General features: G+C 46.9%; 11 protein-coding genes. All 11 read right to left on the bottom strand.

Annotation, left to right across the window (positions count from 1 at the left end; genetic code table 11):
• Positions 1 to 127: 127 nt before the first annotated feature.
• Positions 128 to 2,344, bottom strand: a complete 2,217-nt coding sequence (locus CKW00_RS06705; RefSeq protein ID WP_095821926.1) for a DNA translocase FtsK — start codon at positions 2,342 to 2,344, stop codon at positions 128 to 130.
• A 309-nt stretch (positions 2,345 to 2,653) separates the two neighbouring features.
• Positions 2,654 to 3,523, bottom strand: coding sequence for a 4-hydroxy-tetrahydrodipicolinate synthase (gene dapA / locus CKW00_RS06700; RefSeq protein ID WP_095821925.1), 870 nt, complete (start codon positions 3,521 to 3,523; stop codon positions 2,654 to 2,656).
• 13 nt (positions 3,524 to 3,536) lie between these two features.
• On the bottom strand, positions 3,537 to 4,757 hold the full coding sequence (gene dapG, locus CKW00_RS06695; protein WP_095821924.1) for an aspartate kinase: 1,221 nt from the start codon (positions 4,755 to 4,757) through the stop codon (positions 3,537 to 3,539).
• A 25-nt stretch (positions 4,758 to 4,782) separates the two neighbouring features.
• Positions 4,783 to 5,829 (bottom strand): aspartate-semialdehyde dehydrogenase, encoded by a 1,047-nt coding sequence (gene asd, locus CKW00_RS06690; RefSeq protein ID WP_095821923.1) that lies wholly within the window; start codon positions 5,827 to 5,829, stop codon positions 4,783 to 4,785.
• A gap of 413 nt (positions 5,830 to 6,242) precedes the next feature.
• A complete protein-coding gene (gene pnp / locus CKW00_RS06685) occupies positions 6,243 to 8,375 on the bottom strand; it encodes a polyribonucleotide nucleotidyltransferase (RefSeq protein ID WP_095821922.1) in 2,133 nt (710 codons plus the stop codon).
• A gap of 106 nt (positions 8,376 to 8,481) precedes the next feature.
• Positions 8,482 to 8,751 (bottom strand): 30S ribosomal protein S15, encoded by a 270-nt coding sequence (gene rpsO, locus CKW00_RS06680; RefSeq protein ID WP_095821921.1) that lies wholly within the window; start codon positions 8,749 to 8,751, stop codon positions 8,482 to 8,484.
• A gap of 118 nt (positions 8,752 to 8,869) precedes the next feature.
• The gene (locus CKW00_RS06675) at positions 8,870 to 9,646 is read right to left on the bottom strand and encodes an FAD synthetase family protein (protein ID WP_095821920.1); all 777 of its coding nucleotides are present in this window, start codon (positions 9,644 to 9,646) and stop codon (positions 8,870 to 8,872) included.
• A 22-nt stretch (positions 9,647 to 9,668) separates the two neighbouring features.
• Positions 9,669 to 10,544, bottom strand: a complete 876-nt coding sequence (truB, locus tag CKW00_RS06670; protein WP_095821919.1) for a tRNA pseudouridine(55) synthase TruB — start codon at positions 10,542 to 10,544, stop codon at positions 9,669 to 9,671.
• A gap of 53 nt (positions 10,545 to 10,597) precedes the next feature.
• Positions 10,598 to 10,951 carry a 30S ribosome-binding factor RbfA gene (rbfA, locus tag CKW00_RS06665; protein WP_095821918.1) on the bottom strand — a complete coding sequence of 118 codons (354 nt, stop codon included), beginning with the start codon at positions 10,949 to 10,951 and terminating at the stop codon, positions 10,598 to 10,600.
• 18 nt (positions 10,952 to 10,969) lie between these two features.
• The gene (locus CKW00_RS06660) at positions 10,970 to 11,248 is read right to left on the bottom strand and encodes a DUF503 domain-containing protein (RefSeq protein WP_095821917.1); all 279 of its coding nucleotides are present in this window, start codon (positions 11,246 to 11,248) and stop codon (positions 10,970 to 10,972) included.
• Complete coding sequence (gene infB, locus CKW00_RS06655; RefSeq protein WP_095821916.1) at positions 11,245 to 13,302, bottom strand: translation initiation factor IF-2; 2,058 nt, start codon at positions 13,300 to 13,302, stop codon at positions 11,245 to 11,247. The genes CKW00_RS06660 and infB overlap by 4 nt, the downstream gene beginning before the upstream one ends.
• Positions 13,303 to 13,305 lie beyond the last annotated feature (3 nt).

Here is a 13,305-nt window from a genome sequence, read left to right as displayed (position 1 = left end):
TCGACACATATTATTGAAATAAATATAACACTTTTTTCCCAATAAATAAATATTATTGTTGCAACTTTAATAGTTTTTTGAATTCGAAAGGATTTCCCTCCGATATATTCCATATCGGAGGGGCTTTTTATGACTCACTGTTTTCCTCGTCCACTCCGGAAACCAGAACCGTACGTGGCTTACTGCCCTCGGAAGGTCCCACTATACCGTTTTCTTCCATTGAATCCACAAGTCGTGCCGCTCTTGTATAACCTACACGGAATCTCCGTTGAATCATCGAAGCACTTGCACTTTGCATCTCTACAACCATCTGAACGGCTTCAGGATACAATTCGTCGTCCACTTCCTGCTGGACTTCCGTCTCTTCTTCGGGGATCATCTCTTCCTGATATTGCGCTTTCTGCTGTTCCACACAAAAGTCGACGATATTTTCCACTTCCTCGTCAGAAAGGAAAGCTCCCTGTACTCTCGTCGGTTTATTTGCGCCAACCGGTGTAAAGAGCATATCCCCCCGGCCGAGAAGCTTTTCAGCTCCTCCCGAATCAAGGATAGTCCTCGAATCAGTCTGGGATGAGACGCTGAAGGCTATTCTCGAAGGAATATTCGCTTTGATCACTCCCGTAATGACATCTACCGATGGACGCTGCGTAGCAATAATCAGATGTATCCCTGCAGCTCTCGCCATCTGAGCCAGTCGTGTGATGGAATCTTCCACTTCATTTGAAGCTACCATCATCAAGTCCGCTAGTTCATCCACGAGAACGACGATGTAAGGAAGCGTGGGCTGGTCATCTTCTTCCTGTTCGTTATGTTTCTTAATATATTCATTGTACCCTTCGATGTTTCTCGTGCCGCTTTCCGAAAACAGGTCGTACCGCCTGTCCATCTCACTTACTACTTTCTTCAGTGCCCTGGAAGCTTTCTTCGGATCGGTGACGACCGGTGATAACAGGTGAGGAATGCCGTTGTAGACGTTCAGCTCCACTTTCTTCGGATCAATCATCATCATTTTCACTTCATGTGGCTTGGCACGCATAAGTATACTGGTGATGATACCGTTTATACACACGCTTTTCCCGCTGCCGGTTGCTCCTGCCACGAGCAGATGTGGCATCTTGTTCAGCTCGGCCATGACAGCTTCCCCGGAGATGTCTCTGCCCAGCGCAAAACCTAATTTCTGATCTTTTTTGAGAGAACCCGACTCCAGCACTTCTCTGAGTGTGACCATGGAGATCTCCTGGTTCGGGACTTCAATACCGACAGCGGATTTACCCGGAATCGGGGCTTCAATACGTATATCACGGGCAGCCAGTGACAGAGCGAGGTCATCGTGCAGATTAACGATCTTACTTACTTTCACTCCTGTATCGGGATTCACCTCGTATTTCGTGACGGAAGGACCGACATGTACTTTCGTCACTTTCGCCTTCACTCCAAAACTGTCGAAAGTGGTCTCCAATTTCCTGACCGTCTCCTGAATATGGCTTCTGTCCTGACTTTGCGGGTTCCCTCCCGGTGCTTTCAGCAAATCGAAGCCGGGGAGTTCATAATCATGGTTTTCCGTTTCCCCGGTAGCTAACGATACGTCCCTCGTCTCTTCTCCCGTATCTTTACCCGATTCCTGGACCGCAGGCGCGGGTCTGTTCTTAGTCTGTTCCGTAAAGTCCTGAATAATCGGATGTTCCGCTTCTGACTCCGGATTTTCCGCTGGAGCAGGTTTCTGCTCCTTACGCTCAGGCTCCACCGGTGATTTGGAAGAAGTCTTTTTCTTCTTTCTTCCGGAGACCTTTTTCTTCCACTTTTTGAAAAATTTACTAATTTTCTCTGCCGGTGACCACTCCCTGATCATCATACTTCCTATGACGATCATAAATACGGAAACTATAATCGAACCCGCCTGTCCAAAAAGAAAGTCAGTTATGCTGTAGAGGACAGCTCCACTGAAACCCCCGCCCATCTCAATGAAGGATACATCGCTTCGATAAATCCCCCAGGTGGCAGAGAACACACCTCCGTTCGACGGATATAACGCCTGGACGTGCGAAAGAAGCAGTACTCCTGCAACGACAAGGAATGTACCTCCGGGTTTCTTAATGATCGGCCACGACCTCTTAAGCATGACATATCCGCCAAGCACCAGCAGACCGAGCGGTATCATAAAATACCATAATCCAAAAATCAGCTGGAAAACGAAAGTCAGGAATTTCGGGACAGCTCCCGTTTTGAAAAAGGGCAGTCCACTCCCGAAAATTGCTGTAATGACAAACAGCAGACCGAACAATTCATAACGTATGCGATTATTTATCTTTGATTTCTTTTTTCTGTTTCTTTTTCTTTTAGCCATGGAAATCCTCCTACTTTGACGAAAAAACAGGATGCCGTGGTTATCCGGGGCATCCTGGAAGGTTCATTCTATAATTATAGCATATTCCTTTCTTATACACCTATACCCTCCGGTCACAAAAACAGAAGGACTCTGATGAATTGCGCAGAGTGAAAGGACTGGAGGATGCTTGAAAATACGTAACGACCGGCCTTTCGGAAAAGACCGGTCGAACAATTGATTCCCCTCAACTGACAGATTGGGCACCGGAATACTGCAGGTACCGGCAACAGGATGTCAGGGAGATATTAATGGTGAAGGACAGCCGGATTACAGGTCATCCACCAGGTTGTGGATGAATGTTTCTTCCTCCTTTGTCAAAGGCACCATCGGGAGACGTACTCCTCCGACATCGAGACCTTTCCTTTTCAAAGCCTCTTTGATCGGCGCCGGCGAAGGAGCTATAAACATCCCTTTACAGACCGGTACGAGCTTACGATGTATGGCGGCAGCTTTTTTTATTTCACCCTGGTCAAATAAATCAAGCATTTCCTGCATCGTTTTACCGGCTACATGAGAAGACACCGACACCACACCACGACCACCGATAGCGTACGTAGGATATGTCAGATGATCATCGCCGGTATAAACGTTAAAATCATTGGATGCGCCCTCTATGATTTCAGCCATGGCGCTCAGGTCGCCGGTAGCTTCCTTAACGGCTGCGATATTGGGGATTTCGGAGAGCCTTACGATAGTCTCCGGATTCAAGCGTACGACTGTGCGACCGGGGACGTTATATACCATTATCGGTACGTCCACTTTCTCAGCAATCGTTTTAAAATGCAGATACAGGCCTTCCTGATTCGGTTTGTTGTAGTAAGGAACGACCAGCATCAGACCGTCGACTCCCACATTCTGAGCCAGAAGGGAAAGTTCCAGAGATTCCTGGGTTCCGTTAGTACCTGAACCGGCAAGGACAGGGACCCGTCCGTCCGCTGCGTAAACGGTCCTTTCCCATACTTTCACTTTCTCATCAAAAGAAAGAGTGGCAGATTCCCCGGTCGTCCCGGCTACCACCAGGCCGTCGCTTCCGTTATTAACCAGATGGTCGACAAGTTCATCAATTTTCGGAAAATCCACCTGTCCGAAACTGTCAATCGGAGTTGCCATAGCAGTCAGTACCCGTCCGAAATCCATATTCATCTCCCCTTTATATATCTTCGCTCAGTTGAAATATCGAATGTAGAGCATTAACGGCTTCCTTAATGTCCTCTTCCCTGATCAGCATCCAGATAGTCGTGTGTGAGTCTGCGGACTGAAGAATCTGCACTCCGGCACTGCTTAATGTATTAACTATCTTGGAAGTAACGCCCGGGACCCCTGAAATTCCGGCCCCCACAGTCGATACTTTGGCACAGTTCCGTTTTATTACCGGAGAAAATCCTTCCTGTTCGAACAGCTCTCTCGCCTTTTCCGTATAAGGTTCGGCAATGGTGAATACAATCGAGTTCGGTGAAATATTGATGAAATCCACCGAGATACCCGCTTCTGCCATCATACCGAAGACTTTTGCCTGAACATTGCCGTTTTCTTCTTCCACCGGAATTTTTATTTGTGTAATTCCAGTCATATGGGCGATACCGGTAACGAGTCTGTCATCGATATCACTGCCATTCTCCCCGTCCGTGGAAGCAGAAACGAGCGTGCCCGGTAAGTCCGAATATGTAGACCTTACCCGTAACGGAACTTTTGCGTGCATGGCGATTTCTACAGCTCTCGGATGTATCACTTTGGCTCCCTGATAAGCAAGATTACTGATCTCATTATACGTAATCTGCTTCATCGTACGGGCCGATTCCACAATTCTCGGATCTGCAGTCATAATACCTTCGACGTCCGTGAAGATATCCACGTATTCTGCATTTAAAGCTGCACCGAGTGCGGCAGCAGTCGTATCACTGCCTCCGCGTCCGAACGTCGTGACATCCCCCTCTTCGGTTTTTCCCTGGAAGCCTGCCACAACTACTACATCTAAATCTTTAAGTTCCTGCAATATTCTGTCCGGTTTCATATCGACTATTTTAGCTTTGGTGAAATCACTGTTAGTGAAAAACCCTGCCTGTGCTCCGGTAAGAGCTGTCGATGAAACACCGGCCTTCGATAATTCATCCGAAAATACGACGGATGATATCACTTCTCCGCAGGACATGAGAAGATCCTGTTCCCTCGAAGACAAAGTTGTATTCGGATGATCCACGAGACTTAACAGAGTATCCGTCGCATACGGTTCACCTTTTCTCCCCATCGCGGAAACCGCTACTACTACTTTGTATCCTTCTTTCACTGCTTTCTCAATGTGGGACATGGCCCGGGCACGGCTTTCTTCGTCCCGGACCGATGTTCCTCCAAATTTCTGAACTACGATATCCATTCCTTACACCTCTATAGTCATTGGATTACAACCAGTTATTTGTCACGACTCTTTCTGCTATCTGTATGGAGTTCCAGGCCGCGCCTTTGAGTAGATTATCCGAGACGACCCACATATGAAAACCGTAATCGACATCCGGGTCTTTACGAATCCTTCCGACAAATACATCTTTCTTGCCGGCTGCCGACAGCGGCGTAGGATAGTCCTGCTCGGACGGGTTGTCCTGAAGTGTCAGGCCTTCTCCATTACTGATGACTTTTCTGAAATCACTTACGCTTACTGCTTCTTGATCGATTTCGACATATACACTCTCCGCATGGGAAACCGCAAACGGGAGGCGTACACACGTCGCTGAAACGGGAAGTTTGTCCATATGCATAATCTTCTTCGTTTCATTGATCATTTTCTTTTCTTCGAAAGTATAGCCGTCTTCTTCGAATACGTCGATTTGCGGCAGAGCGTTAAAAGCTATCGGAAAATGTTTTTCGTCTCCTTTGACAGGAAGTATATTCGTTTCGTACTCTTTCCCGTCGAGCATCGCTCTCGACTGTTCATTCATCTCATCAACTGCATCGTTTCCGGCTCCGGACACTGCCTGATAAGTCGATACAAGGACCCGTTTCAGCCCATATTTGTCATCAATCGGCTTAAGAGCAGCGACCATCTGAATTGTGGAGCAGTTAGGATTCGCTATTATCCCTTTGTTTTCTTTAATATCTTCTTCATTCACTTCCGGTACTACGAGAGGGACTTCCGGGTCCATCCTGTACGCACTTGTATTATCAATAACAAGAGCACCGCGTTTCACCGCTTCCGGCGCAAGTTTTTTGGAAATCGATCCTCCTGCGGAGAACAATGCGATATCCACATTTTCAAAGCTTTCCGGTTGTGCTTCTTCCACTGTATATTCTTCACCTTTGAAAGAAATCTTTGACCCTGCAGAACGACTTGAAGACAACAGTTTCAGTTCTTTAACAGGAAAGTCTCTATCTTCCAGTGTTTCGATCATTTTCTGTCCGACCGCTCCGGTAGCACCGAGAACGGCTACATTAACTTTTTTCTGCTCGCTCATCATTATCTTCCTTTCCCTGTAATTGATTTTGAAAATTAATTACAGTCCCACTATTTTGTTATTTTATCACATTTCCCCGGTTTACGTCATAAGGAACAATACTCATTATACCCGGAACACCAGGGTCCGTCAGCCTTGAGGAACGTATGGTGACTGCGTGCGAACTGCCGGTAAACCACACCTGTAAACTCATACTACCCAATCGTAACCTAATACTTCTCCGGAATGCTAATACAATAGATGAGCCGATTCGGTAACTAACCTTCTCAATGGAGAACTAAGTATATCCTGGCAGCGTATTCTCCGATTTCCTCCCGAAAGTTCTGAACTGCTTCGAAACAAGTGAAAAAGCACGGTTGTGCTATATGTTTTTAATTAAAAAAAGGAACTGGAATTATCCAGTTCGCTTTTCTTTACTCTGTCTGCTGTCCTTCTTCACTCTGCTCTTTCTCTTTCTGTTCTACAAGGATCGCTTTTCTGGAAAGGTTTATCCTTCCCTGTCTGTCGATCTCTTTCACTTTTACAGTCAGCGTATCCCCAACATTGGCTACGTCTTCTGTTTTTTTAATGTGTTCTTCCGCCAGCTCGGAGATGTGTACGAGGCCTTCTTTGCCTTTGAACAGTTCCACGAAGGCTCCGAATTTCTCCACCCGTTTCACTGTACCATCATACACTTCTCCCACTTCTACGTCACGAACGATATCTTCGATCACTTTTTTGGCGTTTTCATTCATTTCGCTATTTTGAGAGGAAATGAAGACAGTCCCATCCTGCTCAATGTCGATTTTCACCCCTGTTTCTTCGATGATCTTATTGATCTGTTTGCCGCTCGGACCGATGACATCACGAATTTTATCGGGGTTGATCGACATTTTCATAATTTTAGGAGCGTAGGAGGACAGTTCACTGCGTGTGGAAGGCATTACTTCAAGCATGTGCCCGAGTATGTCCATTCTTCCTTTTTTCGCCTGTTCCAGCGCCTCTTTCAGAATATCTCTCGAAAGACCTTCAATCTTGATGTCCATCTGCAGGGCAGTGACACCTTTTTCGGTACCGGCTACTTTGAAATCCATATCTCCGAGAAAGTCTTCCATTCCCTGAATATCTGTCAGAATCGTGTAATCATCCCCTGATTTCACAAGACCCATGGCAATACCGGCTACGGGTGCTTTAATCGGCACACCGGCGTCCATCATTGCAAGAGTACTGGCACATATACTGGCCTGGGAAGTGGAACCGTTGGATTCAAGCACTTCGGAAACGAGCCGTATAGTATACGGAAATTCCTCTTCGGATGGAATGACCACTTCAAGTGCTCTTTCCCCCAAGGCTCCATGACCGATTTCACGACGGCCCGGACCGCGTATCGGTCCTGTTTCCCCGACGGAGAAGTTCGGGAAATTGTAATGGTGCATAAAGCGTTTCGATTCTTCCAGGTCCAGACCGTCCAGGATCTGGACTTCTCCCAGTGCTCCAAGTGTACATACGCTGAGCGCCTGGGTCTGACCACGGGTGAACATCCCCGATCCGTGTGTGCGTGGCAGCACATCCACTCTTGAGGTAAGAGGTCGGATTTCACGCGGGCTTCGGCCGTCAGGTCTTATTTTCTCTTTCGTAATCAGTCTGCGTACCTCGGCTTTTACAATATCGTCCAGGATGGACTTGATCTGACCGATCGCTTCTTCCTCCAAATCCTCTTCAGCGACTTTATCCAGGTAGTCGTTTTTAGCCTTATCGATCGCTTCTTCCCGTGCTTTTTTATCGTTAATCTGAATAGCTTCGACTATGGAAGCCGTAGCTTCCCTTTCCGTCTTCTGCTGAAGCTGTTCGTCATTTGAAAGAAGTTGCACTTCCATTTTTTCTTTTCCGGCAGCTTTAATGATCTCTTCCTGAAATTCCACCAGGCGTTTAATCTCTTCATGCCCGAACATGATCGCTTCAAGCATATCGGCTTCCGGAACTTCAAGTGCTCCTGCTTCCACCATGTTGACCGCATCTTTCGTTCCGGCCACTGTTAAATCGATGTCACTCGCTTTCTGCTGTTCGACGGTCGGGTTGATGACGAATTTTCCGTCCACCCGTCCGACGATAACTCCGGCGATCGGTCCCGCGAACGGGAGGTCAGAGACACTGAGCGCGATAGAAGACCCTATCATCGCCGCGATTTCGGAGGAACAGTCCTGATCCACACTCATCACAGTGTTGATAACCTGGATATCGTTCCGGAACCCGTCCGGAAACAGCGGTCTGATCGGGCGATCGATCAAACGGGCAGTCAATACCGCTTTGTCGCTCGGACGCCCTTCACGCTTAATGAAGCCGCCCGGTATTTTCCCTACGGCATATAGACGTTCTTCATAGTTAATAGTCAACGGGAAAAACGGAAGGTCTTTCGGCTCTTTGGAACCGGTAGCTGTGGAAAGAACCGATGTATCACCATAGCTGATCATCGCTGCTCCGTTCGCCTGCTTTGCCATTTCACCTATTTCCACCGACAGCGTCTGACCGCCGATATCAATAGAAAACACTTGTTTATTATCTGTCATAGAAGATTGTACTCCTCTCTAATTTGCAATACCGATCAGTGTCACTAAGCTTATAGATATGTAAACATACAGAAAAAGCGGGATCCCTCCCGCTTTTACCTGTACGTTAGCGACGCAGACCAAGACTTTGGATCAACTCACGATAACGTTTAATATCATTATCACGTAGATAGCTCAACAGATTACGACGTCTACCAACCATTTTCAACAGTCCGCGACGGGAATGGTGATCATGTTTATGATAACGCAAATGATTGTTCAGTGTAGTGATTTGCTCTGTCAAAACTGCGATTTGAACTTCCGAAGACCCTGTATCATTTTCGTGAGTCTTGTACTGTTCAATTATTTCGTTTTTACGTTCCTTAGTTAAAGCCATTACAGCTCCACCTCCTAAAATTAATTCATTCCCTTGCCCCAAGCGATCGTCGGTGAGTCGAAGCGCCTAGCGAAGGTTCATTTTAAATCATACAAAACTGAAAGGAAAAATGCAACCTTTAGGGTTGTTTTCGCAATTCTTCAAGAAAATGAACAGGCACATCTCCTTCGTTCCTGTTACATCCGTTCTTCCATTCAATTCTGCTTCCTTTTACCACTGCGCGCCCTCTCTCACCATCAACCTCTACTTCATATTCTCCGTCTTCGGGATGGTGGTAATGGAGAGGTATCTCCAGCTCCCCTGCCCCGGCAGGCTTCGCATATATTACATAGCTGCGACCGAGAAGTTCATTGGCCGCATTCACCTCTCCTTCATCCAGCAGTTTTCTTATCCGGGTGGAACTGACCTTTTCGCTGCCTTCCTGAAATTCCTCGACGGTCGAAGATGTAAATCGTCCGTCAGCCAGCTGATCGATGATGTCCATATTCCCTTTTCCTTTATGCCCGAATGAGAAATCGAACCCTGCCACTACATGGGCGATACGAAGACCTGCAAAATATTCATCCACGAACGTTTGCGGACTCAAAGATGCCAGTTCCTTCGTGAATGGAACAATGAAAAGGTAATCGGCTCCCAGTTCTTCTATGAGCTTTTCTTTCACCGGCAAAGGGGTTAAGTACTGGGCATTTTCCACTCCCTTCAATACTACTGAAGGGTGGGGATCGAAAGTCATCACTCCCCATTTCCTGCCTTCTTTCTCTGCCATCTCTTTCGCTTTCATCATTACTTTGCGGTGACCTGTATGCACACCATCAAAAAAACCGACAGCTGTTACGCTGGTCTCCACCTGTTCTTTCACACTACTGGTACGGTTATCCAATCGAAACACTTTCATACTGTCTCACCTGCTTCATTTATTACTGTTTAAGTACGCGGATCGGCTTTATCAGACCCGGTTTATCAGGGTGGTCATGATACAGAGCAAGCAGTTCCCCCTGATGAACAGCGACGTGAATTTCTCCTGCACTCCAGCTGGCCGGGCGATCAAATCTCTGACCATTTCTTATAAGAGACGCCTCTTCTTCCGTAACCTCCCACTCAGGCAAATGAGGGACGGCTTTCTTCATCGGAAGCAGCCCGTTATTCAGTTTATCTCTGTCCAGATCTTCGAGTCTTACACAATCGGTTTCGGTGAACTCCCCGGTACCGGTCCTCGTTAATTCCTTCATGTGTGCAGGCAGTCCGAGAGCTTTTCCTATATCCACGCAAAGCGTTCTTATGTAAGTCCCCTTGGAGCAGACCACTTTCACTCTGAACGATTCCCTGCTCACTCTCTCCATCCAATGCAGTTCGTGAATCGTCACCTGCCGTTCAGGTCTTTCCACTTCCATACCTTCCCTCGCATATTCGTACAGTCGCCTGCCATTTACTTTAACAGCCGAATACATGGGGGGCACCTGCGTAATGTGTCCCTGAAAATCCTCCAGCACCTTCTGGATATAATCATCGGAAATATCGGGCACTTCAGCCGTGCCGATCGCTTCTCCCCAGGCATCTTCCGTCTCCGTCGCCGTGCCGAGGGAAATAACTGCCTCGTAGGTTTTTTCTGTATCGGTAAGAAAAGGAACGAGCTTAGTCGCTTTGCCGATACACAGCGGCAATACCCCTTCCACCTCAGGGTCCAGAGTACCGGTGTGACCGATTTTTTTCGTTCCGGCTACTTTTCTTACCTTCACTACGCAGTCATGGGAAGTTAACCCTTTGGGTTTCCACAATGGAAAAATACCATCCATATTCCTGTTCCCCTCCAATTATAAATGTAACCCCGGTTATTGAGAACCCGGGGTTACGTGTTATTCGTGTCGTTCAGATTGTTCAACAGGGACTCGATGCGGTTTCCGCGTTCTACTGCTTCGTCAATTTCGAAAGTGATCTCCGGAGTTTTCCTCAAACGGATCCTCTTTCCTATTTCAGAGCGTATGAACCCTCTGGCTTTGGCCAGTCCTGCAAGCGTATCCTGGGTTTCCGGGTCATCACCGAGCACGGTGATATATACAGTTGCCTGCTGCAGATCTCCGGTCACTTCCGCATCTGTCACAGTCACAAAACCTATACGCGGATCTTTTATCTTTTTACTGATAATGTCCCCTAATTCTTTTTTGATCTGCTCTGCTACACGATTCGCTCTCATTTCACTCATATTTCTTCACCCACTTTCCTAAAGACGTTCCAGGAAGGTATCCATTCGTTCAAATTCCGGAAAAGAATCAATAAAGTGCAGCACTTTCTGAATGGTCTGTTCCGCTTTTTGATAATCGTACGAGATGGTGACCACTCCGATTTTGGTGCGTTGCCAAAGATTCTGGTGATCGATTTCGCTCACAGAGACGTTAAATTCGTTTTGAATCCTGGATTGTACACGGCGCAGAACCGCTCTTTTTTCTTTGAGCGATTGGGCACCGTGTATCATTCCATCTATCTCTGCACTTACAATCACGTTCGTTCTACTTCTTCCATTACGAAAGGTTCAATGATATCTCCGACTTTTATATCGTTGAAGTTTTTGACGGTTACACCACATTCATAACCCTGTACTACTTCCTTCGCATCATCTTTGTACCGTTTCAGCTGGTCGATTTCACCTTCGAAGATTACGACACCGTCGCGGATGACGCGTACGCCTGCGTTCCGGTTGATTTTACCGTCTGTAACATAAGAACCTGCGATGGTACCGACTTTTGAAACTTTAAAGATTTCGCGGACTTCTACCTGACCGATTATTTTTTCTTCGAATTCAGGATCGAGCATACCCTTCATAGCAGCCTCAATCTCTTCAATGGCTTTGTAAATGACATTGTGGAGTCTGATCTCAACGTTTTCGGCTTCGGCGGACTTTCTTGCGTTACCGTCCGGACGTACGTTGAATCCGATAATAACTCCGCTGGAGGCGGCAGCCAGGGAAACATCAGACTCTGTAATAGCCCCTACTCCGGTATGGATGATGTTAACTTTCACATCCTCGACTTCAATCTTTTCAAGTGAACCGGCCAGAGCTTCGACCGAACCCTGAACATCGGCTTTAAGAATAAGATTGATCTCTTTCAACTCACCCTGCTGGATCTGTTCAAAAAGATCGTCGAGACTGACTTTCTGAGTCGATCGTCTTTCTTCTTCGATTTTTTGCTGTTTACGTGCTTCACCGATAGACTTGGCTCTCTTTTCATCTTCAAAGACGAGGAAACGATCTCCCGCATGCGGTACGTCATTAAGTCCCGTCACTTCCACTGGTGTAGAAGGAGCAGCTTCTTTCACCCGGCGGCCGATATCGTTGACCATGGCACGCACACGACCGTATGTGTTACCTACAACGACGGAATCTCCGACGTTCAGAGTTCCATTCTGTACAAGAAGTGTTGCGACAGGTCCTCTTCCTTTATCAAGTTCGGCTTCGATGACCGTTCCGAATGCAGGACGTGCAGGGTTGGCTTTCAGTTCTTCCATTTCGGAAACTAATGTAATCATTTCCAGAAGCTCATCTATTCCTTCTCCTGCAAGAGCGGACATTTTCACAAAGATCGTGTCGCCGCCGTAATCTTCGGCAACCAGTTCGAACTGCATGAGTTCCTGCATAACACGGTCAGGATTCGCACCTTCCACGTCCATCTTGTTAACGGCAACGATGATCGGTACTTCGGCTGCTTTCGCATGTGAAATCGCTTCTCTCGTCTGCGGCATTACCCCGTCATCAGCCGCAACGACAAGAATCGCCACGTCCGTTACCTGAGCACCACGGGAACGCATACTTGTAAATGCTGCGTGTCCGGGCGTATCAAGAAATGTAACTTTTTTATCGTTCTCTTCGATCTGATACGCTCCAATGTGCTGCGTAATTCCCCCTGCTTCCCCTGCAGTGACCTTCGTATTACGGATCGAATCAAGGAGAGTAGTCTTTCCGTGGTCAACGTGACCCATTATGGTTACTACGGCAGGGCGTTCTTCAAGGTCTTCCGGGCTATCTTCGAAAGTGAGGTTTTCGATATCGGTTTCGTCCACCGCTTCTTTCTCTTCGACCTCCACACCGAATTCGTCACCGATCAGTTCAATCGTATCGCTGTCGAGAGTCTGGTTCTTATTGGCCATAACTCCCATAAGGAGAAGTTTCTTCAATATTTCGGAAGAATCCTTATTCAGCTTCTCCGCAAGTTCGCTCACCGTAAGTGTGCCTTCGTAAAATACTTTGGAAGGAGTCTCATTTTTGCTTTTAGGTTTTCTTTCCTGCTGTTTATGAGCTTCCTGCTTATTTTTCGCTTTTTTATTGTTGCTTTTCTTTTTCTTAGGTTTTTTCTCTGCGCTCTTCTGCGTGTTTTCAGCAGATTTTTCTTCCTGACCGGAAGAAGGGTTGAACGTTTTGTCCAGTTGCTGCTGCGTTTCTTCCGTTATGGCAACCATGTGGTTCGTAACGTCCATCCCCATTTCGTTAAGTGTTTCGATCACTTTTTTATTTTCTACATTATTCTTTTTGGCGTATTCGTAAATTCTCATTTTACTCATACT

It is taken from the genome of Salimicrobium humidisoli, assembly GCF_002295105.1.
Taxonomy (GTDB): domain Bacteria; phylum Bacillota; class Bacilli; order Bacillales; family Halobacillaceae; genus Salimicrobium; species Salimicrobium humidisoli.
Note: the sequence above shows the minus strand (reverse complement) of the source record. Positions and strands in the feature narration are given on the sequence as shown.